Source organism: Brevundimonas sp. GW821-FHT02A10, assembly GCF_059422025.1.
Genome location: NZ_JBWKWC010000003.1, coordinates 140735 through 163586 on the forward strand (window position 1 = coordinate 140735; position 22852 = coordinate 163586).

24 protein-coding genes are annotated in these 22852 nt (G+C 66.5%); 19 read left to right on the forward strand and 5 right to left on the reverse strand.

The window, feature by feature from the left end; all coding sequences use genetic code 11:
* Positions 1-207: 207 nt before the first annotated feature.
* Together mazG and AC07U0_RS10260 are read right to left on the reverse strand one after the other, a co-directional pair.
* Positions 208-996, reverse strand: coding sequence for a nucleoside triphosphate pyrophosphohydrolase (gene mazG, locus AC07U0_RS10255; protein WP_494719920.1), 789 nt, complete (start codon positions 994-996; stop codon positions 208-210).
* A complete protein-coding gene (locus tag AC07U0_RS10260) occupies positions 993-2363 on the reverse strand; it encodes an MFS transporter (RefSeq protein ID WP_494719921.1) in 1371 nt (456 codons plus the stop codon). The genes mazG and AC07U0_RS10260 overlap by 4 nt, the downstream gene beginning before the upstream one ends.
* 118 nt (positions 2364-2481) lie before the next feature.
* Here AC07U0_RS10260 and AC07U0_RS10265 point away from each other — a divergent pair, with 118 nt between their 5' ends.
* From AC07U0_RS10265 to ygiD, 5 genes are read left to right on the forward strand one after another with little or no spacing between them, the layout of a single operon-like run.
* The gene (locus tag AC07U0_RS10265) at positions 2482-3345 is read left to right on the forward strand and encodes a M15 family metallopeptidase (protein ID WP_494719922.1); all 864 of its coding nucleotides are present in this window, start codon (positions 2482-2484) and stop codon (positions 3343-3345) included.
* A 3-nt stretch (positions 3346-3348) separates the two neighbouring features.
* Positions 3349-3936: a DUF805 domain-containing protein gene (locus tag AC07U0_RS10270; RefSeq protein WP_494719923.1), complete on the forward strand. Its 588-nt coding sequence runs from the start codon at positions 3349-3351 to the stop codon at positions 3934-3936.
* Positions 3936-4430, forward strand: a complete 495-nt coding sequence (locus AC07U0_RS10275) for a hypothetical protein (RefSeq protein WP_494719924.1) — start codon at positions 3936-3938, stop codon at positions 4428-4430. Before AC07U0_RS10270 ends, AC07U0_RS10275 begins: the two co-directional genes overlap by 1 nt.
* A gap of 59 nt (positions 4431-4489) precedes the next feature.
* Complete coding sequence (wrbA, locus tag AC07U0_RS10280; RefSeq protein ID WP_494719925.1) at positions 4490-5092, forward strand: NAD(P)H:quinone oxidoreductase; 603 nt, start codon at positions 4490-4492, stop codon at positions 5090-5092.
* A 3-nt stretch (positions 5093-5095) separates the two neighbouring features.
* Positions 5096-5854, forward strand: a complete 759-nt coding sequence (gene ygiD / locus AC07U0_RS10285; protein ID WP_494719926.1) for a 4,5-DOPA-extradiol-dioxygenase — start codon at positions 5096-5098, stop codon at positions 5852-5854.
* On the opposite strand, the gene AC07U0_RS10290 is transcribed toward ygiD, so the two are convergent.
* Positions 5851-7410, reverse strand: a complete 1560-nt coding sequence (locus AC07U0_RS10290; protein WP_494719927.1) for an AMP-binding protein — start codon at positions 7408-7410, stop codon at positions 5851-5853. The genes ygiD and AC07U0_RS10290 overlap by 4 nt on opposite strands.
* 195 nt (positions 7411-7605) lie before the next feature.
* Here AC07U0_RS10290 and lipA point away from each other — a divergent pair, with 195 nt between their 5' ends.
* From lipA to lpdA, 13 genes are all read left to right on the forward strand, one after another.
* On the forward strand, positions 7606-8568 hold the full coding sequence (gene lipA / locus AC07U0_RS10295; RefSeq protein WP_494719928.1) for a lipoyl synthase: 963 nt from the start codon (positions 7606-7608) through the stop codon (positions 8566-8568).
* A gap of 8 nt (positions 8569-8576) precedes the next feature.
* On the forward strand, positions 8577-8891 hold the full coding sequence (locus AC07U0_RS10300; RefSeq protein WP_494719929.1) for a hypothetical protein: 315 nt from the start codon (positions 8577-8579) through the stop codon (positions 8889-8891).
* A 7-nt stretch (positions 8892-8898) separates the two neighbouring features.
* Positions 8899-9345: a type II toxin-antitoxin system RatA family toxin gene (locus AC07U0_RS10305; RefSeq protein WP_494719930.1), complete on the forward strand. Its 447-nt coding sequence runs from the start codon at positions 8899-8901 to the stop codon at positions 9343-9345.
* A 2-nt stretch (positions 9346-9347) separates the two neighbouring features.
* Entirely contained in the window at positions 9348-10466 is a 1119-nt protein-coding gene (locus tag AC07U0_RS10310) for an NAD(P)/FAD-dependent oxidoreductase (RefSeq protein WP_494720276.1), read from the forward strand.
* A gap of 136 nt (positions 10467-10602) precedes the next feature.
* Positions 10603-10785 (forward strand): 50S ribosomal protein L32, encoded by a 183-nt coding sequence (gene rpmF, locus AC07U0_RS10315; protein WP_207931837.1) that lies wholly within the window; start codon positions 10603-10605, stop codon positions 10783-10785.
* A 114-nt stretch (positions 10786-10899) separates the two neighbouring features.
* Positions 10900-11496: a hypothetical protein gene (locus AC07U0_RS10320; RefSeq protein WP_494719931.1), complete on the forward strand. Its 597-nt coding sequence runs from the start codon at positions 10900-10902 to the stop codon at positions 11494-11496.
* 91 nt (positions 11497-11587) lie between these two features.
* Positions 11588-12865, forward strand: a complete 1278-nt coding sequence (gene eno / locus AC07U0_RS10325) for a phosphopyruvate hydratase (protein WP_207931839.1) — start codon at positions 11588-11590, stop codon at positions 12863-12865.
* Positions 12866-13127: 262 nt separating this feature from the next.
* Complete coding sequence (locus AC07U0_RS10330; RefSeq protein ID WP_494719932.1) at positions 13128-13445, forward strand: FtsB family cell division protein; 318 nt, start codon at positions 13128-13130, stop codon at positions 13443-13445.
* 127 nt (positions 13446-13572) lie between these two features.
* A complete protein-coding gene (gene pdhA, locus AC07U0_RS10335; protein ID WP_492947893.1) occupies positions 13573-14610 on the forward strand; it encodes a pyruvate dehydrogenase (acetyl-transferring) E1 component subunit alpha in 1038 nt (345 codons plus the stop codon).
* A gap of 3 nt (positions 14611-14613) precedes the next feature.
* On the forward strand, positions 14614-15978 hold the full coding sequence (locus AC07U0_RS10340; protein ID WP_494719933.1) for a pyruvate dehydrogenase complex E1 component subunit beta: 1365 nt from the start codon (positions 14614-14616) through the stop codon (positions 15976-15978).
* Entirely contained in the window at positions 15975-17249 is a 1275-nt protein-coding gene (locus AC07U0_RS10345; RefSeq protein WP_494719934.1) for a pyruvate dehydrogenase complex dihydrolipoamide acetyltransferase, read from the forward strand. The genes AC07U0_RS10340 and AC07U0_RS10345 overlap by 4 nt, the downstream gene beginning before the upstream one ends.
* A gap of 10 nt (positions 17250-17259) precedes the next feature.
* Positions 17260-17739 (forward strand): glutathione peroxidase, encoded by a 480-nt coding sequence (locus AC07U0_RS10350; RefSeq protein ID WP_494719935.1) that lies wholly within the window; start codon positions 17260-17262, stop codon positions 17737-17739.
* A 2-nt stretch (positions 17740-17741) separates the two neighbouring features.
* Positions 17742-19148 (forward strand): dihydrolipoyl dehydrogenase, encoded by a 1407-nt coding sequence (gene lpdA, locus AC07U0_RS10355; protein WP_494719936.1) that lies wholly within the window; start codon positions 17742-17744, stop codon positions 19146-19148.
* Positions 19149-19151: 3 nt separating this feature from the next.
* Here the strand turns inward: lpdA and AC07U0_RS10360 are convergent, their stop codons facing one another.
* On the reverse strand, positions 19152-21035 hold the full coding sequence (locus AC07U0_RS10360; RefSeq protein ID WP_494719937.1) for a hypothetical protein: 1884 nt from the start codon (positions 21033-21035) through the stop codon (positions 19152-19154).
* A 151-nt stretch (positions 21036-21186) separates the two neighbouring features.
* Between AC07U0_RS10360 and AC07U0_RS10365 the strand changes: the two genes are divergently transcribed.
* Entirely contained in the window at positions 21187-22560 is a 1374-nt protein-coding gene (locus AC07U0_RS10365) for a DUF4861 family protein (protein ID WP_494719938.1), read from the forward strand.
* A 9-nt stretch (positions 22561-22569) separates the two neighbouring features.
* On the opposite strand, the gene AC07U0_RS10370 is transcribed toward AC07U0_RS10365, so the two are convergent.
* Positions 22570-22752, reverse strand: a complete 183-nt coding sequence (locus AC07U0_RS10370) for a DUF3606 domain-containing protein (protein ID WP_087120133.1) — start codon at positions 22750-22752, stop codon at positions 22570-22572.
* Positions 22753-22852 lie beyond the last annotated feature (100 nt).

Sequence of the window (22852 nt, forward strand, 5' to 3'; positions counted from 1 at the left end):
TAGACTTCGGCTCTGGTCTTTGACATTCGCGGCGAACCCGCAAGCCTCTTTGCACTCCGCCTTTTCGGGGCGGGCTGAGGCGGGGTTTCCAGACATTGAAATTCAGTAGCTTGCGACGATTTTCTCAGGCCGGACTTCCGGATTGCACTTTTTGCACCCGCCTTTTTTCGAGTGCAACGGCGGCCTGCGAATACCGCTCTCCAACCCTCAGTCGGCCTTCTCCGCCACCTTGGCCGCGTCCCACAGCCCATCCATCTCGGCGAGGTCGGACTGGTCGGGCGTGCGCCCGTCCTTCGCCAGTTCGGCCTCGATGAAGCCGAAGCGGCGCACGAACTTGGCGTTGGCGCCGCGCAGGGCGTCCTCGGGCTCGACCCCCAGCTTGCGGGCCAGGTTGGCGACCACGAACAGCAGATCGCCCATCTCCTCCCGCGCCTTGTCCAGATCGCCGGCGGCGATCTCGGCCTTCAGCTCCCCGACCTCCTCGTCCAGCTTGTCGAAGACCTCGTCGGTGGACGGCCAGTCGAACCCGACCCGCGCCGCCCGCTTCGTCAGCTTGGCCGCCCGGGCCAGGGCCGGCAGGCCGACGGGCACGTCGTCCAGCACCCCATGCTGGGCCTTGGCCGCGCGCTCGGCCGCCTTGATGTCCTCCCAGCGCGCCTTCTGTTCGGCCGCATCGCCCTTCGCGGCCTCATCAGCAAACACATGAGGATGTCGGCGTACCAGCTTGTCTGACATGGCGTTTGCAACGTCATCGAAGGCGAACAGCCCGGCCTCCTCGGCCATACGGGCGTGGAAGACGGTCTGGAACAGCAGGTCGCCCAGCTCGGACTTCAGCTCGGTCATGTCGCCGCGTTCGATGGCGTCGGCGACCTCATAGGCCTCCTCGATCGTATAGGCGGCGATGGTGGCGAAGGTCTGCTCCAGATCCCACGGACAGCCGCCGTCGGGGTTTCTCAGCTTCGCCATGATGCCCAGAAGGCGCTCGATCGGGGTCATGCCGTAGTGGTCTCCGCGTCACGCGCCTCCAGCGCCGCCCGCACCTCGGCGTGCCGCCTCGCGCCCAGCGGATAGCGGTTGAGCACGAAGGCGGAGGCCGCCAGCAGCACCGTCGGCACGGCCAGGAACAGGATCTGCAGCGTCGTCAGGGCCAGTGGGCTGTTGGCCGCGCCGGGCGCCTCATCGAACCCGACCCGGCCCAGGATGATCAGCACGCCCACGCTGATCGCATAGCCCAGCTTGGTCGTCAGGCTCAGGAAGGAGAACAGCAGACCGGTCCGGTCCTCGCCGGTGTCCAGTCGCACCTCGTCGGCGACGTCCGCCATCATCGCCCGCGTCAGCAGCAACCCGGCCGCATAGGGCAGGCCCGCGATGAACAGGCCGATGGCCGTGACCGTGAAGTTCCCCGCCGGCAGGAAGCCCACCAGCGCATACAGGACGGCGAAGGCATAGGAGGCGATCTGCAGCGCCCGGTCCTTGCCCACCTTGACCGCCAGCCAGCTCCAGAACGGCGCGGCGATCAGGCCGGCGACGAAGTAGAGGACCATGAAGATCTGGCTCTGGCCCCGGTCGAAGCCCTTGATGCTCTCGAAGTAGAAGAACAGCAGGGCTCCGGTGATGCCCGGCGCGATGCCCAGCAGCAGGTCGCACCACAGCACCTTGCGCACCACGGGCCGGGTGATCAGGGCGATCCAGGCCTTCAGGGCGCCGTGCGGCTGCGGCCGGACGTTCTGGGGCTCGGGGGCCAGCAGGACCGCCGCGATCAGGGTCAGCGGCAAGCTGATCAGGATGAACCAGCCCATGGCCCGCACCCCGTCCTCATAGGTGCCCCAGTGGAGCTGAAGCACGAGGGTCGGGATGAACAGGGCGATCAGGACGCCGACGATATTGGCCGCCTGCCACCAGCCGTACAGCCGCGACCGCTCGTCGTACTGGGGCGCCAGCACCGCGCCCCAGGCCAGCTGGGCCAGGGTGGTGATCGAGAAGCCGAGGTAGAGGACCAGCAGCCAGCCGAACAGATAGGCGAAGCCCGCGCCCGGCTTGACGAAGAAGATGAAGGCCACGGCCAGCATCAGGACCGGCGTCCCGATGGTCAGCCACGTCCGGTACGGCCCCCATTTGCTCTTCGTCCGGTCCATGCCCCAGCCGACCAGCGGGTCGAAGAAGATGTCGATGCAGCGGACCAGCAGGAAGGCCAGTCCGACGGCCGCCAGATCCAGCCCGACATACTGGCTGTAGAAGGCCGGCAGGCTGACCGCGAGCGGCAGGCCGACCGCCGCATAGGGCAGGCAGGGGCCGGAGAAGGCGGCCAAAACCCAATTGCTGCGGCGGGGCGCTCCGGCGGGAGCTGCGGGGACGTCGGTCATGCGGCGATCCATGCGGCCGGCCGGAGGATTCGGCCTGTCCCGTTATCGCAGCAATGACGCCGGGCGCAGAAGGCCAATTCCGCTTGCGGCCCGGCCCGTCCTCAGGCTTCCTCAGGGCATGGGTCCACGCGCCGCCTTCGCCACCGTCACCGCCTTGATCCTGCTGGCCTTCGCGGGCGGAGCGCAGGCGCAGTCGTGCGACCGGGCTGGGAGCCAGTGGTCGGGTCAGGCCTTCTCCAACGCCATCTCGGTCTATTCGCTGGAGTGGTCACCCTTCGGCAAGCCGGAGATGGGCTGGGAGACCTATCTGCCCCTGCTGCAGAGGGAGCTTCACACCGACTGCGCCCCCGGTACGCCGGACTTCGCCGCGGCGCTGGCCGCCTTTCAGGGCCGCTACGCCCTGACCCCGACCGGCGTCTTCGATCAGGAGACCTTCACCGTGCTCAAGGGCGTTCTGCAGGAGCGCCGGTCCTTCGTCATGGCCCGGACCCGCGACGAATGCCCGGATCCGCCGCCGATCAACCAGCTGGGCTACCTCTCGCCGGAGGAGGAGCACGCCGACCGCCTGACCCGCCTCCTGCGCCGCGACACCCTCGACGCCTACCGCGCCATGGCCGCCGCCGCCCGGCGCGAGGTCCCGGCCATCGCTTCCGATCCGGAGCTGCTGCAGATCTTCTCGGGCTTCCGCGATCCGGAGGCCGACGCCGCCCGCTGCGCCGCCGAGGCCAACTGCGACGGCGTCCGCCGCGCCGCCTGCTCGCCCCACCGCACCGGCGCCGCCGTCGACCTCTATGTCGGCCATATGGAGGGGATGGGCGTCGACTCGACCGACCCCGCCAGCCGCCTCTACATGACGCGCGGCCCGACCTACCGCTGGCTCGTCGCCAACGCCGCCCGCTTCGGCTTCGTCCCCTACCTCTACGAGCCCTGGCACTGGGAGTTTGTCGGGGTTCCGGCCGCCCGTTACGCCGCCGGATCCTGACCCATGCCGAACCCGATCACGCACAACCTGGGTCGCCTGACCGACTTCAGGGGACGGGACACGCGCGGGCAGTTCTGGCTATGGGCTGCCTGCGTGGTGGCCGGCGCCGCCCTGATCTGGTGTGTCGCGCTCTGTATGGCCGCAGGGATGAGCGCTCAGAAGGTCTCGACCTATATCGACGCGCACCCGGAGCTTACGACCGTCACCCGGAGGGGGAACACGACCTACAGAGCGCTCGAAGGCTCGCACCCGGAGCTGTTCTCGGCCTTCCATGTTCTGGTCTGGGCTACGGCGGCCATCACCCTGGTCGCCGTGTGGCTTCTGGCCGCGTCGGTGGCGCGGCGTCTGCATGACCGCGGGCGTTCGGCCTTTTGGGGGCTGGCGCCTCTGCCGTTCCTCGTCTTCGGCCTGACCGCCGTGGACGCGCTGATGCGCCAGATCATGGCCGGGCCGAGCGTAGTGGTCGCTTGGTGGTTCCTCGCCATCTTCCTGAACAGCATCGTCTATCTGGGTGTGCTGCTGACTCTCGTGATCCAGCTCTCCGGCGCCGGCCGCGTCGAACCCGACCGCTTCGGCGCGCCCGTCGGCTGATGCTGAGGACGCGGCCCCTGACGCCCGGCGAACAGGCGCTGGCCCGATCCGTCTTCGCCGAGGCGATCCCGCTGGAAACCGTGCGCCTGCTGGCCAGCCCCTTCGACCGCGCCTTCGTGCCAGGCGTCTGGCGAGGCAGGGGCTGGATCGTCTGGCCGGGGCGCAGTCTGCCCGCCGACATCGCGCTCGCGCCGGTCTCACTGCAGGCCACCCTGATCCACGAGCTGGTCCACGTCTGGCAGGCCCTGAACGGCGTGAACCTGCTGCTGGCCAAGCTGAAGGCGGGCGACAGCGCGGCCTCCTACGCCTATCCCCTTGATCCGGCCTGCGGCTGGGACCATCTCAACATCGAGCAGCAGGCGACGGCGGTGGAGCATCGTTTCCGCCTGTCGCGCGGCCAGAAAATGCCTGCGCACTCCGCTTTTTACGACCAGTTGTGCCCGTTTCCGAAACCGAGCGTTTCGACCTTGAGGCTTGAACCGCGCGCGGGATGAGCTAAATCCGCTACCGACGCTGTTACTGAACCGCGTCCCTCATTCTCAAGGAGCGCCCCATGGCGAAGGTTCTGGTTCTCTATCATTCCACCTACGGCCACCTCGAGACGATGGCGCAAGCCGTCGCCGAAGGCGCGGGCTCGGTCGAGGGCGTGACCGTCGACATCAAGCGCGTGCCCGAGACTGTGCCGGAAGAGCTGGCCAAGGCCTCGCACTACAAGCTGGACCAGGCCGCCCCGATCGCCACCGTCGATGACCTGAAGGACTATGACGCCATCATCGTCGGCGCCGGCACCCGCTTCGGCACCGTGGCCTCGCAGATGCGCGCCTTCTGGGACCAGACCGGCGGTCTGTGGTTCTCGGGCGGCCTGATCGGCAAGGTCGGCGGCGTCTTCACCTCGACCGCGACCCAGCACGGCGGCCAGGAATCGACCATCCTCGGCTTCATCCCGACCCTGCTGCACCACGGCCTCGTCGTCGTCGGCCTGCCCTATAACTATCAGGAGCAGATGACCCTCGAAGCCATCCACGGCGGCAGCCCCTACGGCGCCACCACCATCACCGGCGGCGACGGCTCGCGTCAGCCCTCGGACATCGACCTCGGCGGCGCCCGCCATCAGGGCAAGCACATCGCCGAGATCGCGAAGAAGCTGCACGGCTAAGCCATGACCCAACCGGCGATCTTCTTCGGCCACGGCTCTCCCATGAACGCGCTGGGCGGTCCCTATACCGCCGCCTGGCGCGACCTGGGGCAGGCGGTGGGCAAGCCGAAGGGCGTGGTCATGATCTCGGCCCACTGGGAGACCCGTGGGCTGGGCGTGACGGCGCAGACGCGGCCTGAGACCATCCATGACTTCGGCGGCTTCCCGCCGGCGCTGCATGCGGTCCAGTACCCCGCTCCGGGATCGCCGGATCTGGCGGCGCGCGTCGCCGAACTGGCCGGCGCCCTGCCGGTCGAGCAATGGGGTCTGGACCACGGGACCTGGTCGGTGCTGGTCCACGTCTGGCCCGAGGCCGATGTGCCGGTCGTCCAGTTGTCGCTGAACCGCGACCTGACCGCGCGCCAGCACTATGAGCTGGCCAAGGCCCTGCGTCCGCTGCGGGAGGAGGGGATCGTCATCGCCGGCTCCGGCGACTTCGTCCACAACCTGCGCACCTGGAAGCGGGCGGAGGACGATGGCCCCTATCCGTGGGCGACGAGCTTCAACGAGGCGGTCAAGGCGGCCTTTGTCAGCGGCGACCACGACGCCCTGATCGACTGGGTCCATCTGGCCGAGGACGCCCAACTCAGCGTCCCGACCGACGAACACTATCTGCCGCTGCTCTATATCGCCGCCCAGCAGAAGCCCGGCGAACCCGTCGCCTTCTTCAACGACGAGATCGTCGGCGGGTCGATCTCGATGACGGGTGTGCGGATCGGCTAAGCCGCCTCGACCATCTTCTGGATCGCCACATAGTCGGTCTTGCCGGTGCCCAGCACGGGCACCTCGGCGACGGTGATGATCTTCTTGGGGATGGCCAGCTCGGGGGCGCCGTGGTCGCGGGCCCATTCGGACAGGCGGCTGGACGAGGCGTCCTTGTTGTCGGTCACCAGCACCAGCTTCTCGCCCTTGCGGCTGTCGGGGACGGCGACCACCGCGTGGCGGTTGTCGGGCCACACGGCCGAGGCAAGGCCCTCGACGGCGGTCAGGGAGACCATCTCGCCGCCGATCTTGGCGAAGCGCTTCACCCGGCCGAGGATGGTGACATAGCCTTCATCGTCGATGTCGACGATGTCGCCAGTGTCGTGCCAGCCCTCGTGAAGCGGATCCAGGGCCTCAGGGTCCTCTGGCGAGATATAGCCCTCCATGACGTTCGGGCCGCGCAGGTACAGCCGGCCGCCGCCGGTGATGCCCGGCACCTCGTCGATGCGGTATTCGATGCCCGGCAGGATCTGGCCGACCGAGCCCGGCCGGTTGCGGTCCGGGTGGTTGACGGCGACCACGGGCGCGGCCTCGGTCGCCCCATAGCCTTCCAGCAGGGCCACGCCGCCGAACTTGGTGTTGAAGATGTGCCGGGTCTCGTCGCGGACCTTCTCCGCCCCGGCGACGGCGAACTGAAGCGTCGCGAAGTCGTCAGGCTCGGCGACCCGGGCGTACTGGTTCAGGAAGGTGTCGGTCGCGAACAGGATCGAGGCCTTCACCTGCGGCAGCAGGTCGGTGATCTGTTTGGCGTGCAGCGGGGAGGGGTATTCGAACGCCTTCATCCCCTGCAGCAGCGGCAGGATGACCCCGCCCGTCAGTCCGAAGGAGTGGAAGGTCGGCAGCGGGTTGAACATCACCCACTCGGGCTTCAGGTCGATGTGCAGCGCCACCTGACGGGCGTTGGCGACCAGGTTCTTCTGGCTGAGGACCACGCCCTTGGGCGCGCCGAAGCTGCCAGAGGTGAACAGGACCACGCCCGGGCCGTCCGGGTCGGTCTTCGTGCGGAACCGCTTCGGCGCCATGCCGGCGGCCAGGCCATAGAGCTTGTCGGACAGGCCGATGGTGGCGCGGACGTCGTCCAGCCAGGTGATCTCCGCGACCTTGCCCAGGGCGTCGGTCAGCTCTTCCAGCTTGGCCTGCTGGATGAAGCGCTTGGCCGAGAGGATGCGCTTGACGCCCGAGGTCGCCAGCGCCGCCTTCAGATTGGCCTCGCCGGCGGTGAAGTTGAGCATCACCGGCACCCGCCCGAAGGCGTGCAGGCCGAAGAAGGTGACCACCACCCCCATCGAGGACGGCAGCAACACCCCGACCCGCTCGCCCGGCTCGGTCATGGCGGCGATCTTGCGGCCCAGCACGAAGGCGGCGCGGATCAGGCCGGTATAGGTAAGGGGCTTGCGGTCCTGGTCCTCCAGGATCTCCTTGTCGCCGAACCTCGCCCGCGCCGCGATCAGGGCGTCGAACAGGGTCTCTTCATAGGCGGCCGGCTTAAGGGCGCTGGAGTTCGGGGCGAACGGCAAGCGGTAATCTCCTCCGGGAAGCTCGAAACGGCTTCCTCGCGTCAGGCGGCGGAACCTAGAGCCCTCGGCGCGGCTTGAAAAGATAAGTTACGTCGCGTGAAGGCGTTCCCGATCCCTGGCCGGCCCGCAACAGTGAAACCGCTTGTGCGCCCGCCCCGCCTTGCCATCCGGGCCCGGAAAGACGAAATACCGGCGATGGTCACCCTGATCGATACCCTGAAGACGTCGCCTTCGGCCCTGCGTCACCCCGAGAAGCAGAATCGCCCCGAAGCGGCCGTTCTGAAGAAGCCTGACTGGCTGCGGGTCAAGGCGCCCGGCTCGGGCCAGTATAACGCCACCAAGGACATCGTCCGCTCCAAGGGGCTGGTGACGGTCTGCGAAGAGGCGGCCTGCCCGAACATCGGCGAGTGCTGGAGCCAGAAGCACGCCACCCTGATGATCATGGGCGACACCTGCACCCGGGCCTGCGCCTTCTGCAACGTCAAGACGGGCCTGCCCCAGCCGCTGGATCCGGAAGAACCCGCCAAGGTCGGCCTGGCCGTCCAGCAGATGGGCCTGAACCATGTCGTGATCACCTCGGTGGACCGCGACGACGTGTCCGACGGCGGCGCCGCCCACTTCGCGGAAGTGGTTCGCCAGATCCGGCTGCAGGCCCCGAACACCACCATCGAGATCCTGACCCCCGACTTCCTGCGCAAGGACGGCGCGGCCGAGGTGATGATCGACGCCACCCCGGACGTGTTCAACCACAACCTGGAGACCGTGCCGCGCCTGTATCTGAAGATCCGGCCCGGCGCCCGCTACTTCCACTCCCTGCGCCTGCTGCAGATGGTCAAGGAGCGGGACCCCAACCAGTTCACCAAGTCCGGCATCATGGTCGGTCTGGGCGAGACCAAGGAGGAGGTCATGCAGGTCATGGACGACATGCGCTCCGCCGGCGTCGACTTCATCACCATCGGCCAGTACCTGGCGCCGACCCGCAAGCACGCGGCCATCGAGCGCTTCGTGACGCCCGAAGAGTTCAAGGCCTATGAGGCCATCGCCCGGGCCAAGGGCTTCCTGATGGTCTCGTCCTCGCCCCTGACCCGCTCCTCGCACCACGCCGGCGACGACTTCGCCCGTCTGAAGGCCGCGCGTCTGGCGCAGACCGGCCGCTGACGCTCGCGGTGACCGGAACGGGGCGTGGGTCCGTCGTCTGGGACGTCCTGGGCCTGATCGGGCTTGTGTTCGCCGCCGCGAACTTCTGGATCGCCGCCTTCGCGGGCGCTTGGGCCAGCGTGGGCGTGGCTTCGGGCAAGCCTCTGATCGACTCCCCCGAGGTCTGGCCCAACTATCTCCCGTGCGCTGTGGTGGCGCTTGTCGTCCTCGCTGCGATCATCCTGAGAGTGTTGGGACACAGGCGTGCGGCCGGCGCGCTGGCGGCGCTTAATATCCTTGGGCCTGTGGTGCTGCTAAGCCCGGTCAGCGCCAGCATTCTTTGAGTTCTTCTTGGCCCTCCACCGCGTCACCCGAACCCTCCCGTACGAACCCGCCCAGCTCGCCGCGCTGGTGGCGGATGTGCGCGCCTACCCGGAGTTCGTGAAGTGGGTGACCTCCATGCGCGTCTGGAACGCGCGTGAGGAGGCGCCGGGCGTGTCCTTGCTGGATGCCGAGGCCCAGGTGGGCTTCTCCTTTCTGAAGGAGCGGTTCTCGACCTGGGTGCGCCACGACCGCAACCTGCCGCGCGTCGAGGTCGGCCTGATCCGCGGGCCGTTCAAACATCTCAAGAACCGCTGGGACTTCCATGAGGACCCGGCGGGAACGCGGCTGGAGTTCATGATCGACTTCGCCTTCAAGAGCCCGATCCTGAACGCCATGCTTCAGGCCAACTTCGATCTGGCCGTGTCCAAGCTGATCTCCAGCTTCGAGGCCGAGGCGAAACGCAGGTACGGATGACCATGGCCTTCGACTTCGACGCGACCGTGGTGGGGGCAGGGGCCGTGGGTCTCGCCTGTGGGCGGGCGCTGGCGAAGCGCGGCCTCACCGTTCTGGTGCTGGAGAAGGAAGGCCATATCGGCCAGGGCGTCTCCTCGCGAAACTCCGAGGTCATCCACGGCGGTCTCTATTACCCGACCGGCTCGCTGAAGGCCCGGTTCTGCGTCGAGGGCCGTCGGGCGCTGTACGCCTTCCTCGAGAGCCACAAGATCGACTACCGCAAATGCGGAAAGCTGGTCGTGGCCACGGAGGAGGGCGAGGTCGCCCATATCGAGGACATCTTCAAACAGGCCACGACCAACGGCGTTGAGGGACTGGAGCATCTGAGCGGGGCCCAGGCGCGGGCGCTGGAGCCGGCGCTCAACGCCCATGCCGCCATCCTGTCGCCTGAGAGCGGCCTGTTCGCCAGCCACGACTATATGCTGGCCCTGCAGGGCGAGATCGAGGACGCGGGCGGCTCGGTGGTCCTGTCGACGCCGTTCGAGCGGGCCGAACCCCTGCCGGGCGGCGGCTTCACCATCACGGCGGGAGGCGAGGGGGGCGCGACCCTGACGACCCGCCTTCTGGTCACTGCCCCGGGCCTGCAGGCCCAGCACGTCGCCGGCCTGATCGAGGGCTTCCCCGCAGACCGCATCCCGGCCGGCCATTTCGGCAAGGGCGTCTATTTCCGCCTGACCGGCAAGGCGCCGTTCGACAAGCTCATCTATCCGCCGCCCATCGCCGGGGCGCTCGGCACCCACTACCGCAAGGATCTGGGCGGTCAGGCCGTGTTCGGGCCGGACCTCGTCTATGTCGAGACCGAGGACTACTCCGTCGATCCGGCCAAGGCCGAGGAGTTCGCCCGCTATATCCGCCGCTTCTGGCCGGGCCTGCCCGACGGCGCCCTGACCCCCGACTACGCCGGCATCCGGCCCAAGCTGCATGGCCCGGGCGAGCCCCAGCCCGACTTCCAGCTGCGCGGCGCCGAGGATCATGGGATCGAGGGCCTTATGGCCCTGTTCGGCATCGAAAGCCCCGGTCTGACCAGCTCGCTGGCTATCGGCGAGGCGGTCGCGGAGGCCCTGATCGACCGGGGTTCCTGAGAGGCGAAACTGCCCCTTGAAACTTCGGGCGTGTTCCGGCATAAGCCCCCGCTCGCAGGCGGCTCACCGATGGGCCGCCGCTTCTGTTTTTCGCGTTTCCCCTCCGGGAGCGCCGAGCCCTGAGATTGAGACGGACATGGCTGTTCCGAAGCGCAAAGTATCCCCCTCGCGTCGCAACATGCGCCGCGCCCACGACGCCCTGACCTCGAACGCCTACACCGAGGACAAGGACACGGGCGAGCTGCGCCGCTCGCACCACATCGACCTGAAGACCGGCACCTACCGCGGCCGCCAGGTTCTGACGCCCAAGGAAGACTAGTCTTTTCAGGCGTTTGGCTGCCGATGCGGCCGACCAGGAATTGAACGGCGCGCGATAGTCTCGCGCGCCGTTTTCGTGCGTTACAGTCCGGCTTCGACCTTCGGAGCCTTCCTCATGATTCGCCGCGCAACCGTTCTGACCTCCCTGGCCGTTCTGGCTCTCGCGGCCTGCGGTGAGCCCAAGCCCGCCGAAAAGGCCGAGGCGCCGGCGACTGCGGCGCCGGCCGAGCCCACTCCCGCCGATCCGAATCTCCTGACCCCCGACGGCATCGGCGTGATTCGCATCGGTCAGAGCGTCGGCGAGGTCCAGGCCCTGTCGGGCATGTCCGACACCCCGATCGCTGATCCGTCCGGCTGCAACATCTTCCACCCCTCGCGCGCGCCCGCCGGGGTCATGGTCATGGCTGAACTGGGCCACGTCACCCGCATCACCCTGCACGACGGCGCGACGGTGAAGACGGCCAAGGGCTTCGGCGTCGGTTCGGAAGGTTCAGTGATCAAGGCGGCCTATGGCGGCGGTGTCATCGTCCAGCCCTCCAAATACGAACCCGCGCCGGCCCAGGACCTCTATGTCTGGTCGAAGGGCGGCTCGACCCAGTATGTCGCAGATCCCGAGGCGCGCGGCGTCCGTTACGAGGTCGGCGCCGACGGCAAGGTGACGGCGGTCCACGCGGGCGGCCCCTCGATCCAGCTGGCGGAAAGCTGCGGCTGATCCGCAACCGGACGCTTGCGGGTTTAAGTTTCGGCGGTCGCGGGCTAAACCCCGAGGCATTCCCGAAATCAGCCGTCAGAGAAGCGCCTGAATGACCGACATCGCCGACATCGTCGCCCGCCAGATCCTCGACAGCCGTGGCAATCCGACCGTTGAGGTCGATGTGACCCTGGACGACGGCTCCTTCGGCCGCGCCGCCGTGCCCTCGGGCGCCTCGACCGGCGCCCACGAGGCCGTCGAGCTGCGTGACGGCGACAAGGGGCTGTGGGGCGGCAAGGGCGTCCAGAACGCGGTCGACGCCGTCAATGGCGAGATCTTCGACGCCCTGTCGGGCATGGACGCAGAAGACCAGCGCCGCATCGACGAGGCGATGATCGCCCTCGACGGCACCGAGAACAAGGGTCGCCTGGGCGCCAACGCCATCCTCGGCGTCTCCCTGGCGGTCGCCAAGGCCAGCGCCATCTCGGCCGGCCTGCCGCTGTACCGCTACGTGGGCGGCGTCTCGGCCCGCGTCCTGCCGACCCCGATGATGAACATCATCAACGGCGGCATGCATGCCGACAATCCGATCGACATCCAGGAGTTCATGATCCTGCCGACCGGCGCCGAGAGCTTCTCCGAAGCCCTGCGCATGGGTTCGGAGATCTTCCACGCCCTGAAGAAGGCCCTGAAGGACGCCGGTCACAACACCAACGTCGGCGACGAGGGCGGCTTCGCCCCCAACCTGGCCTCGGCCGAGGAAGCCCTGAGCTTCATCACCAAGGCGGGCCAGTCGGCCGGTTATCTGGCCGGTGAGGACTTCCACCTGGGCCTCGACGTCGCCTCGACCGAGTTCTTCAAGAAGGGCAAGTACGAGCTGACCGGCGAGGGCAAGTCCTTCGACGCCGACGGCATGGTGGGCTACCTGGCCGACCTGTGCGAGCGCTTCCCGATCGTCTCGATCGAGGACGGCTGCGCCGAGGACGACTTCGACGGCTGGAAGCTGCTGACCGAGCGTCTGGGCGACCGTATCCAGCTGGTCGGCGACGATCTGTTCGTGACCAACCCGGCCCGTCTGGCGGCCGGCATCGGCGAAGGCCTGGCCAACTCGATCCTGATCAAGGTCAACCAGATCGGCACGCTTTCGGAGACCCTGGATGCGGTCGATATGGCCAACCGCGCGGGCTACACCTCCGTCATGAGCCACCGCTCGGGCGAGACCGAGGACTCGACCATCGCCGACCTGGCCGTGGCCACCAACTGCGGACAGATCAAGACGGGCTCGCTGGCCCGTTCGGACCGCACGGCCAAATACAACCAGCTGCTCCGCATCGAAGAGATGCTGGGCGACCAGGGCGCCTATTACGGCGACGGCATGCTGCTGAAATAAAAGGGGAAGTGGGCAGGCCTCCGGTCTGTCCACCGACCAACGCCGTTCCTCCACAGACCCGCCCGTCGGCAGCCCCGACCGGCGGGTCTGTCTGCATTAGACTGCCAACATCCCCCGCGCGCCCACGGTTCGTCGAATCCCGGTTTCACGATTGAAACAAAGGTTACGAACTTATGGCCAAGCTACCGTTTGTTAGGCATTTTCGGTCATGTTCAGTGAACTGTACCCACGCTCAGAAGGAGCGTTCGCTTTGCCCGAACGGATGAAACCGTATTCCCTGTCCGCATTCCTGCTTCTTCTGTTCGCCTACCTCGGCGTTCAGGCGATGACGGGCGAGCGGGGCCTTCTCAGCGGCCACGCCCGCGACAGCCTGCTGGCCGAACGCGAGGCCCAGCTGACCGAGCTTAGCCAGAAACGCGCCGACCTTGAGGTCCGCGCCCGCTATCTGCGAACCAATAGCCTGTCGCGCGACCTGCTCGAGGAGCGGGCCCGTGTCGTGCTCGGTTTCGCCGACCCGCGTGACTATGTGGTGCATGTTTCCGTCCCGGCCGCCCCGGACGCAAAAGTTATGGCTTCCTGAACTATTGTTACAGCCGGACCGGCTCGCTTTGCGTTATGCGTTCGAAGGCTGCTAAAGCCGCTTTCCGTAACGATAAGAAGCCCTGAAGCCAGTGTGGTTCTTCGGGGCTCCAGCCGGGAGATGCCGGATGGCGAAAGCCCCCTCCGCTAAGACCGCCGCGAAACCCGCGGCAAAGACCGACAAGATCCCGAACACGCCCACAGCGTCCAAGGAAGACCTGCTCCGCTACTATCGCGAGATGGTGCTGATCCGCCGCTTCGAGGAGCGCGCCGGCCAGCTGTACGGCATGGGACTGATCGGGGGCTTCTGCCACCTGTACATCGGCCAGGAAGCCGTCGCCGTCGGCGTTCAGGAGAGCGTCAAACAGGGCCACGACAAGATTATCACCGGCTATCGCGACCACGGCCACATGCTGGCCGCCGGGATGGACCCCAAGGAAGTGATGGCCGAGCTGACCGGCCGCTCGGGCGGTTCGTCCAAGGGCAAGGGCGGCTCGATGCACATGTTCGACGTGCCGACCGGCTTCTACGGCGGTCACGGCATCGTTGGCGCCCAGGTGGCGCTCGGCACCGGCCTGGCCTTCGCCGGCAAGTACCGCGGCGATGACTCGGTCGCCTTCGTCTATTTCGGTGACGGCGCCTCGAACCAGGGTCAGGTCTACGAGAGCTTCAACATGGCCCAGCTGTGGAAGCTGCCGGCCATCTACATCATCGAGAACAACCAGTACGCCATGGGCACGAGCATCGAGCGCTCGTCGTCCACGACCGAACTCTATATGCGCGGCGCCTCGTTCGGCATCCCGGGCGAGCAGGTCGACGGCATGGACGTCCTGGCGGTCAAGGATGCGGTCGAACGCGCCGTGGCCCGCGCCCGGGCAGGCGAGGGCCCCTTCATCCTCGAGGTGAAGACCTATCGCTACCGCGGTCACTCGATGTCCGATCCGGCCAAGTATCGGTCCAAGGAAGAGGTCGACGAGGTCAAGAAGACGCGCGACCCGATCGATCACGTCAAGCTGCTGCTGGAGGAGGCGAAGGCCACCGAGGACGAGCTGAAGGCGATCGACAACGAGATCAAGGCCATCGTCGCCGAGGCCGTGCAGTTCGCTCAAGAGAGCCCGGAGCCGGATCCGTCCGAGCTCTATACCGACGTCTACGTAGAGGCCTGATCCGTGACCGATATTCTGATGCCGGCGCTGTCCCCCACCATGGAAGAGGGCACGCTGACGAAATGGCACATCAAGGCCGGCGACACCGTCAAGGCCGGTGACGTCATCGCCGAGATCGAAACCGACAAGGCCACGATGGAAGTCGAGGCCGTCGACGAGGGCGAGGTGCTGGAAATCCTGGTGCCCGAAGGCACGGAAGGCGTGAAGGTCAACGCCCTGATCGCCCGCCTGTCCGGCGATGACGCCGGCGCCAAGGCCCCGGCCGCCGCCGCCGAAGCCGCTCCCGAAGCGCCCAAGGAAGAGGCCGCCGACGCGAAATCGTCCGAGGCCGCCCCGGTCGCCGCTCCGAAGGTCGAGCTGCGCGATCCGGAGTTCCCGGAAGGCACGAAGCTGGTCAAGACGACCGTGCGCGACGCCCTGCGCGACGCCATGGCCGAGGAAATGCGCCGCGACGAGGCCGTCTTCCTGATCGGTGAGGAAGTCGCCCAGTATCAGGGCGCCTACAAGGTCAGCCGCGAGCTGCTGCAGGAGTTCGGCGACCGCCGCGTGGTCGACACCCCGATCACCGAGCACGGCTTCGCCGGTCTCGGCGTCGGCGCCGCCATGTCGGGCCTGAAGCCGATCGTCGAGTTCATGACGTTCAACTTCGCCATGCAGGCCATCGACCACATCATCAACTCTGCGGCCAAGACCCTGTACATGTCGGGCGGCCAGATCCGGGCGCCCATCGTGTTCCGCGGTCCGAATGGCGCCGCCAGCCGCGTCGGCGCCCAGCACAGCCAGGACTATTCCGCCTGGTACGCCCAGGTGCCCGGCCTGAAGGTCGTCGCCCCCTATGACTCGGCCGACGCCAAGGGCCTGCTCAAGGCCGCGATCCGCGACCCGAACCCCGTCGTCTTCCTCGAACACGAGATGATGTACGGCATCGAGTTCGACGTGCCGGAGGTCGAGGACTACGTTGTGCCGATTGGCAAGGCCAAGGTCCGCCGCGAAGGCACGGACGTCACCATCACGGCCCACGCCCGCATGGTCGGCTTCGCCCTGCAGGCCGCCGAGAAGCTGGCCGAGGACGGCATCAGCTGCGAGGTCATCGACCTGCGCACCCTGCGTCCGCTGGATCACGAGACCATCGTCGCCAGCGTCAAGAAGACCAGCCGTCTGGTCTCGGCTGAGGAAGGCTGGGGGCCGATGGGCGTCGGCGCCGAGGTCGTGGCCCGGGTCATCGAACACGCCTTCGACTACCTCGATGCCCCGCCGCTGCGGGTCCACCAGGAAGACGTGCCGCTGCCCTATGCCGCCAACCTTGAAATCCTCTCCCTGCCGGGCGTGGACAAGATCGTCGCGGCCGTTAAGGCGGTGATGGCATGACCGACATCCTGATGCCCGCCCTGTCGCCCACCATGGAAGAGGGCGTTCTGGCCAAGTGGCACGTCAAGGCCGGCGATGTGGTCAAGGCCGGCGACGTGATCGCCGAAATCGAGACCGACAAGGCCACGATGGAAGTCGAGGCCGTCGACGAGGGCGAGATCACCGACATCCTGGTGCCGGAAGGCACCGAGGGCGTGAAGGTCAACACCCCGATCGCGCGCCTGAAGGATGAGGGCGGCGCCGCTGCTCCCGCGCCCAAGGCTGACGCTCCGAAGGCGGCTCCGGCCGCCGCTGAAGCGCCAAAGGCCACCGCCGCACCCACCACTGCTGCTACGGCCCCGGCCGCGCCGAAGGCCGCTTCGGGCGAACGCGTCTTCTCCTCGCCCCTGGCGCGCCGCCTGGCCGCGCAGGCCGGTCTGGACCTGAAGACCATCGCCGGCACCGGTCCGCACGGCCGTGTCGTCAAGCGCGACGTTGAGGCCGCGGGCAAGGGCGGCGCCGCCAAGGCTCCGGCGTCCGCCGCTGCGCCTTCGCCCGAGTTCCGCAAGGTTCAGTCCCTGGCCCAGATGGGCATTCCGGACGGCAGCTACGACCTGATCCCGCTGGACGGCATGCGCAAGGCCATCGCCCGCCGCATGGTCGAATCCATCCAGCAGGTGCCGCACTTCCCGCTGACCATCGACGTCGAGATCGACGCCCTGCTGGCCGCGCGGACGAAGGTCAACGCCCTGCTCGAGAAGTCGGGCGTGAAGGTCTCGGTCAACGACTTCGTCATCAAGGCCGCCGCCATGGCCCTGAAGGCGGTGCCGGAAGCCAACGCCAGCTACAGCCCCGAGGGCATCGCCATGCACCACAACGCCGACGTGGCGATGGCGGTGGCGATCGACGGCGGCCTGATCACCCCGATCATCTTCAAAGCCGAAACCAAGACCCTGTCGCAAATCGCTGTAGAGTCGAAGGATCTGGCCAAACGGGCGCGTGAGCGCAAGCTGAAGCCGGAAGAGTTCCAGGGCGGCACCTTCTCGGTGTCCAACCTCGGCATGTTCGGGATCAAGCAGTTCTCCTCGATCATCAACGAGCCCCAGGGCGCGATCATGAGCGTGGGTGCGGGCGAGCAGCGTCCGGTCGTCAAGAACGGTCAGCTGACCGTGGCGACCGTGATGACGGTCACCGTCACCTGCGATCACCGCGTGGTCGACGGCGCCACCGGCGCCCGCTTCCTGCAGGCCTTCAAGCCCCTGATCGAAGATCCCGTGACGATGCTGGCCTGAGGTCAGCAGCATGACCTCGGTCTATGACTTCAGCGCCCAGGCCCTCGACGGCGAGGCGGTCTCCTTCGACCGGTTTCGCGGTCAGGCCCTGCTGATCGTGAACACGGCGTCCAAATGCGGCTTCACCGGCCAGTACGCCGGTCTGGAGACCCTGCACCGCCAGTTCGCCAACCAGCCGTTCGAGGTCCTGGGTTTTCCTTGCAACCAGTTCGGCAATCAGGAGCCCGGACTGGCCGGTGAGATCGCGGCCTTCTGCTCGACCTCCTTCGACGTGTCGTTCCCGATGTTCGACAAGGTCGAGGTCAACGGGCCGAACCGGCATCCGCTCTACGCCTGGCTGACCAGTCAGAAGCGCGGCTTCCTCGGCTCGAAGACCATCAAGTGGAACTTCACCAAATTCCTGACCGACCGGGAGGGAAGGGTGGTCGCCCGCTATTCCCCCCAGACTGAACCCTCGGCGATCCAGGCCGACATAGAGAAGTTGATCTGACCATGGCTGCTGAATTCGATCTCATCGTCATCGGTTCGGGCCCCGGCGGCTATGTCGCGGCTATCCGCGCAGCGCAGCTGGGCCAGAAGGTCGCCATCGTCGAGCGCGAAAGCCTGGGCGGCATCTGCCTGAACTGGGGCTGTATCCCGACCAAGGCCCTGCTCAAGTCGGGCGAGAAGTTCGAGAGCCTGTCGCACCTGAAGGACTATGGCCTGTCCGCCTCGGGCGCGACGTTCGACTTCGACGCCATCATCCAGCGCTCGCGTGGCGTGGCGTCGACGATGAACAAGGGCGTCACCTTCCTGATGAAGAAGAACAAGATCGAGGTCATCGAGGGCTCGGCGAAGCTCGAGAAGGGCCCGGCGGCCCCGAAGGTGGTCATCGATCTGAAGGCCGGCGGTTCGCGCACTGTCGAGGCCAAGGCGGTCATGCTGGCCGTCGGCGCCCGCGCCCGCGCCCTGCCGCAGATCGGCCTGGAGGCCGACGGCGACAAGATCTGGGCCTATCGCGACGCCTTGGCCCCCAAGAAGCTGCCCAAGACCTTCGTGGTCATCGGTTCGGGCGCCATCGGCCTGGAGTTCGCCAGCTTCTACCGCGCCCTGGGCTCGGAAGTGACGGTCGTCGAGGCCGTGGACCGCATCATGCCCGTCGAGGACGAGGAGGTCTCCAAGGCCGCCCAGAAGTCGTTCGAGAAGCGCGGTATCAAGTTCCGCGTCGGCGCCAAGGTATCGAAGGTCACCAAGACGACCTCAGGCGTGAAGGTTGACGTCGAGATCGCCGGCAAGGCCGAGAGCCTGGAAGCCGAGGTCTGCATCTCGGCGGTGGGCATCACCGCCAACACCGACGGCATCGGCCTGGAGGCGCTGGGCGTCACCCTGGACCGCGGCCATATCGTCATCGACAGCCACTGCCAGACCAATGTGAAGGGCCTGTTCGCCATCGGCGACTGCGCCGGCGCCCCCTGGCTGGCGCACAAGGCCTCGCACGAGGGCATCCACGCCGCCGAATACATCGCCGGCTACAAGACCCCGAACGTCGTCTCGCCGATCGCCGGCTGCACCTACACCCAGCCCCAGGTCGCCTCGGTCGGCGTCACGGAGCAGGGCGCACGCGAGGCCAAGCGCGAGGTCAAGGTCGGCCGCTTCCCCTTCCGCGTGAACGGCAAGGCCGTGGCTGCCGGCGAGGTCGATGGCTTCGTCAAGGTCATCTTCGATGCGAAGACCGGCGCCCTGATCGGCGCCCATATGATCGGCCACGAGGTCACCGAGATGATCCAGGGCTATGTCACCGCCATCACCATGGAAGCGACCGAGGAAGACATCCACGGCATCGTCTATCCGCACCCGACCATGTCGGAAGCCATGCATGAGGCGGCCCTGGACGCCTACGGGCGGACGATCCACCTGTAGGATTCAAGACCCGCGGCGTTGCAGAAGTCCGGTGAAGGTCAGGATGGACAGGGATACGAGAATCCAGCCCGTAAAGGCGTAGATTGCCTTGGCCCAACGCCAGAAAGCAGGCTGGCCAACCGGAATCTTGACCGTAACGGCTCCAACTCGAAGCGGCAGATTGACCGCGGGGCCGCCGCGAGTCGGAATGGGGGTTGTGGCGGGCTCGCATTTGGATTCTTGCCTGAGATCCAGCAAGGGTACGAAGACGTCTATTGCGTACAGCCCCGGATCGATGGCGTCTCCGCAGATCAGCTGGCTCGCCCACGCAGGATTCCCGGGAAAGACCATGACCATCGGACTTGGGCCTGCTCCTGTCTCGGAAGCGAACGCCGTTACCGGAGACGCATCAAGTGAAAGCATGCCAGTTCTGTTGGCGTAGTCAGTCGCCAGGGCCCCCGCGATAATGAAGAGCGCCAATGTCAGGAGGGCGCGCTTGGCGGAGTAGCCAAAGCCAAAGAACACTCCAAATGCTATCGAAGCGGGGCGGGTTATCCAGGCTTCGGCCTTTGTGAGGTACCGCCAACGGCTTCGTCGAAGAAGGCGCCGGGAGTCCTCGTTGTGGCCCGATCGCGCCAGGGCTGCTGCGAAAGTTTCGTAGGGGTGTGGGTCGTAGCGTCCGGCCACATCCACGTGGCGCGCAAACCAGTCCTGCCTGACGGACCAGGAGGGTTTGTGGACCAGCTCTGTGCGGACCCGTGAAACGAAGTCGTTCCACAGTCCTCGCGAGACCGTTCGCTCTTCACCTGCAACCTCGATCTGCGTGATATCGGCGGCGCTCAGCTCAATATGCCCGATCTCGCTGGACCAGCCACGCCCACCGTTATCTGACAGTCTTCCGACCCGGGCTTCAGCCAGATCTACGGAAACGGCTTTGGCGCTTGCGAAGTCGACTTTCAGAACGCCGTTGATGGCGGCGCCTCTGAAATCGAGGCGCCCGGGTTTCAGGGCTACATTGGCCAGTACGACGTCGCTGCCTATGTTGGCCGACCGCAGGTTGAGCATCGATCGGGAGCCGGATTGGTCCAACTCCGCATCGGAAAAACGTGCGGCCCCTGAGATATCGGCGTTTGCCAGGTAGACGCGGCCAGTGATGCGACTGGGTTGAGACCCCTTTTCAAGATATAGCGAACCCCGAATTCTGGACGCTCGCAAGTTTAGCGCCTCGTCGTCGCCAGCGCTTGCCTGTAAGCCCCGGGCCAGCAGATCGGACCCGATTTCGCTGCTGGCGAGGGTGGCTCCCCCCTGGATGACTGCATCAAGCAGTTCAACGCGACCATCTATCCTGGCTTCACTCAGAGCGAGGGCGTATCGCGGTCGCCCTGTTATCGGGTGTGAAGAGGCCGGGCGGATCAGCCTGACGTTGCTTGCCTTGAAGTCTCCGGCGATCCGCGCCCCACGAAATGACATGATCGGCGTGGGGCCATTGCCTGAAAAAGTGAGGCCCGAGATATCGACGGTGCCCTCGACCCAGCAGCCGTCTCCACGCACTTCTTCAACGATGCAATCCGTGAGTTCGAGTGCGGTGATCGTTGATCCATCGAGATCGAGGGGCCCCTCAAGGGTACATGCCTTCAATCGCAGCGCGGGTAGTCCTCCGATTTCCCCCAATCGCAACTTTTGCAGCGATATGGCCCCGTCGATACGAATGCCGATCGCAGTGATACCCGTACGAACGCCCTCCGGCGTGACGTTCGCAAGTCGAGGGCTGCCCCGAAGCAACAACCCGATCACCTCGCCCCTGATAACCTTGGGTGCGGCAGGGGAGGTAACAAAGGTCTGGCCCAGCAATACCTGGTCGATCAGCGCCTGTTCGTCGGAAGTGACCTGAAAGGGAGGGAGCGCCATTCGGCCAGCCTAATGTAGTCTGTCGCGACAACCAAACCTTGTTGGCGACCCGTCTTTTCAAAGGTCTCGCTGGAAATGACACCGGTAGACATTTCCTTTCGTTCAATTACATTCGTCATACAAATCGGCTTGAGACCGACGGAGGACGACCATGGGAAAGATGCTGTGGGCCGTAACGGCCGCAGGGTTGGCGCTCGGCGGGGCAGGGGGCCCGGCCTTCGCGCAAAGCCCCGGCTGGTACACGCAGGGCGATTTCATCCCCGTCGAGCGGGTCGAGATCGTCATCGCCAATGACCTGAACGAAGACCGCAAGGGCCAGCCCATCGTCGTGCGCCGCGACCAGCTGCCCATGCTGGCCGATATCCAGGAGCTGACCGCCACCGTGGTCGATCCCGACGGCGAGCCGCGCCCCGAGCCTTCGGCGGCCCTGCTGGCCCGTCAGGGGCCGCACGAACGGCGCGGCGAGACCAATGGCCGGGCGCTCGACTATCAGTTCGACGATCTCGACAAGGACGGCATCTGGGACGAGCTGGTCTTCGTCTCGGATCTGAAGGCCGGGGAGCACAAGCGCTTCTACGTCTATCGCGGCTATCAGCAACGCGGCTGGAACCCGCACCGGACTCATGCGGCCATCGGCTCCTACATGCGCCACACCGTGCCCTTCTGGGAGAGCGAGAATGTGGGCTGGAAGCTGTGGTTTCCGACCGACATCGACATCTACGCCAAGCGCAAACCACTCCTGATGTCGAACCGGCTCTATATGGGCAATCTCGACGGTTATGGCGTCTCGGCGGAGAACCCGGACTACGGCGCCGACATCCAGTCGGTCGACGACAGCTTCGGCGGCGGCGGCATCGGGGTGTTCGAGGGGGATGCGCTGCAGCGGCCGCGCTTCTCGCCCACAGCCGATGTCGAGCACCGCTTCAACAGCGGTCAGCAGACCGACACCCGTTACGCCTTCGAGGTGATCACCAACGGGCCGGTGCGCAGCATGGTCCGCATCCGCACGATGAACTGGAACACGGGGCAGGGGACCTATGCGCTGGAACAGACATATTCCGCCTGGGCCGGGCAGAACTATACGACTGCCGAGGCCCGGTTCCTGACCTGGCGGCCGGGCGCGCAAGGGGCCGACTTCGCCGTAGGCATCCGGCGTCGGCCGGGCCAGAATTTCGAGGTCCAGGACGGCAATCTGGTCGTCACCGCCGCACCCGAGGCCCTGCGCAATCCCGACGACGTCGAGGGCCTGCAGCAGCAGGCGCCGATCCTCTATGCGGGCACCGCGCTGGTCGTACCCGACGACGAGAACGGTCGCTATCAGTTCGTGGAGACGCGCGGCGGCAATCACGTCTATCGCATCCCGGCCCGCGCCGACGGGACCTATCGCTACATGCTGGCCGCCGGCTGGAGCGAGGGCGAGGTCCTGAAGACGCCGCAGGAATTCGCCGACTACGTCGCCGCCAGCGCCCGCGGCTACAACAGCCCGCCGCGGCTTGAGGGCGCGAAGGTCGAGACGAAACCGTGAGGCGGGGGCCTAGCGCTTCTTGCCCAGCTCGGCCGCGATGTCCTTGGTCATCCGGCCGACCTTGCGGTGGGCGGCGGTGATCTGGTCCTTCGTCACGCCCCAACGCTTCATCCAGTACTCGACGGCCTGACGTTCCGACAGGTCAAGCCGGTCCTTGTCGATGAAGCCGCGCTTGTCCTTGAGGCCGGCCATAGAATTCTCTCGTTTGTTAATAAAATCAGATGGTAGGGCGCGCATTCTGAGTCAGAATATTCGCGCGTTCAGGCGCATTCCTGGCCCAGACTCCGGCGTG

Bases quoted from the DNA above. Each gene is read 5' to 3' on its own strand.
- mazG (WP_494719920.1), bottom strand. From the start codon at position 996: ATGACCCCGATCGAGCGCCTTCTGGGCATCATGGCGAAGCTGAGAAAC.
- AC07U0_RS10260 (WP_494719921.1), bottom strand. From the start codon at position 2,363: ATGACCGACGTCCCCGCAGCTCCCGCCGGAGCGCCCCGCCGCAGCAAT.
- AC07U0_RS10265 (WP_494719922.1), top strand. From the start codon at position 2,482: ATGGGTCCACGCGCCGCCTTCGCCACCGTCACCGCCTTGATCCTGCTG.
- AC07U0_RS10270 (WP_494719923.1), top strand. From the start codon at position 3,349: ATGCCGAACCCGATCACGCACAACCTGGGTCGCCTGACCGACTTCAGG.
- AC07U0_RS10275 (WP_494719924.1), top strand. From the start codon at position 3,936: ATGCTGAGGACGCGGCCCCTGACGCCCGGCGAACAGGCGCTGGCCCGA.
- wrbA (WP_494719925.1), top strand. From the start codon at position 4,490: ATGGCGAAGGTTCTGGTTCTCTATCATTCCACCTACGGCCACCTCGAG.
- ygiD (WP_494719926.1), top strand. From the start codon at position 5,096: ATGACCCAACCGGCGATCTTCTTCGGCCACGGCTCTCCCATGAACGCG.
- lipA (WP_494719928.1), top strand. From the start codon at position 7,606: ATGGTCACCCTGATCGATACCCTGAAGACGTCGCCTTCGGCCCTGCGT.
- AC07U0_RS10310 (WP_494720276.1), top strand. From the start codon at position 9,348: ATGGCCTTCGACTTCGACGCGACCGTGGTGGGGGCAGGGGCCGTGGGT.
- rpmF (WP_207931837.1), top strand. From the start codon at position 10,603: ATGGCTGTTCCGAAGCGCAAAGTATCCCCCTCGCGTCGCAACATGCGC.
- AC07U0_RS10320 (WP_494719931.1), top strand. From the start codon at position 10,900: ATGATTCGCCGCGCAACCGTTCTGACCTCCCTGGCCGTTCTGGCTCTC.
- eno (WP_207931839.1), top strand. From the start codon at position 11,588: ATGACCGACATCGCCGACATCGTCGCCCGCCAGATCCTCGACAGCCGT.
- AC07U0_RS10330 (WP_494719932.1), top strand. From the start codon at position 13,128: ATGAAACCGTATTCCCTGTCCGCATTCCTGCTTCTTCTGTTCGCCTAC.
- pdhA (WP_492947893.1), top strand. From the start codon at position 13,573: ATGGCGAAAGCCCCCTCCGCTAAGACCGCCGCGAAACCCGCGGCAAAG.
- AC07U0_RS10345 (WP_494719934.1), top strand. From the start codon at position 15,975: ATGACCGACATCCTGATGCCCGCCCTGTCGCCCACCATGGAAGAGGGC.
- AC07U0_RS10350 (WP_494719935.1), top strand. From the start codon at position 17,260: ATGACCTCGGTCTATGACTTCAGCGCCCAGGCCCTCGACGGCGAGGCG.
- lpdA (WP_494719936.1), top strand. From the start codon at position 17,742: ATGGCTGCTGAATTCGATCTCATCGTCATCGGTTCGGGCCCCGGCGGC.
- AC07U0_RS10360 (WP_494719937.1), bottom strand. From the start codon at position 21,035: ATGGCGCTCCCTCCCTTTCAGGTCACTTCCGACGAACAGGCGCTGATC.
- AC07U0_RS10365 (WP_494719938.1), top strand. From the start codon at position 21,187: ATGGGAAAGATGCTGTGGGCCGTAACGGCCGCAGGGTTGGCGCTCGGC.
- AC07U0_RS10370 (WP_087120133.1), bottom strand. From the start codon at position 22,752: ATGGCCGGCCTCAAGGACAAGCGCGGCTTCATCGACAAGGACCGGCTT.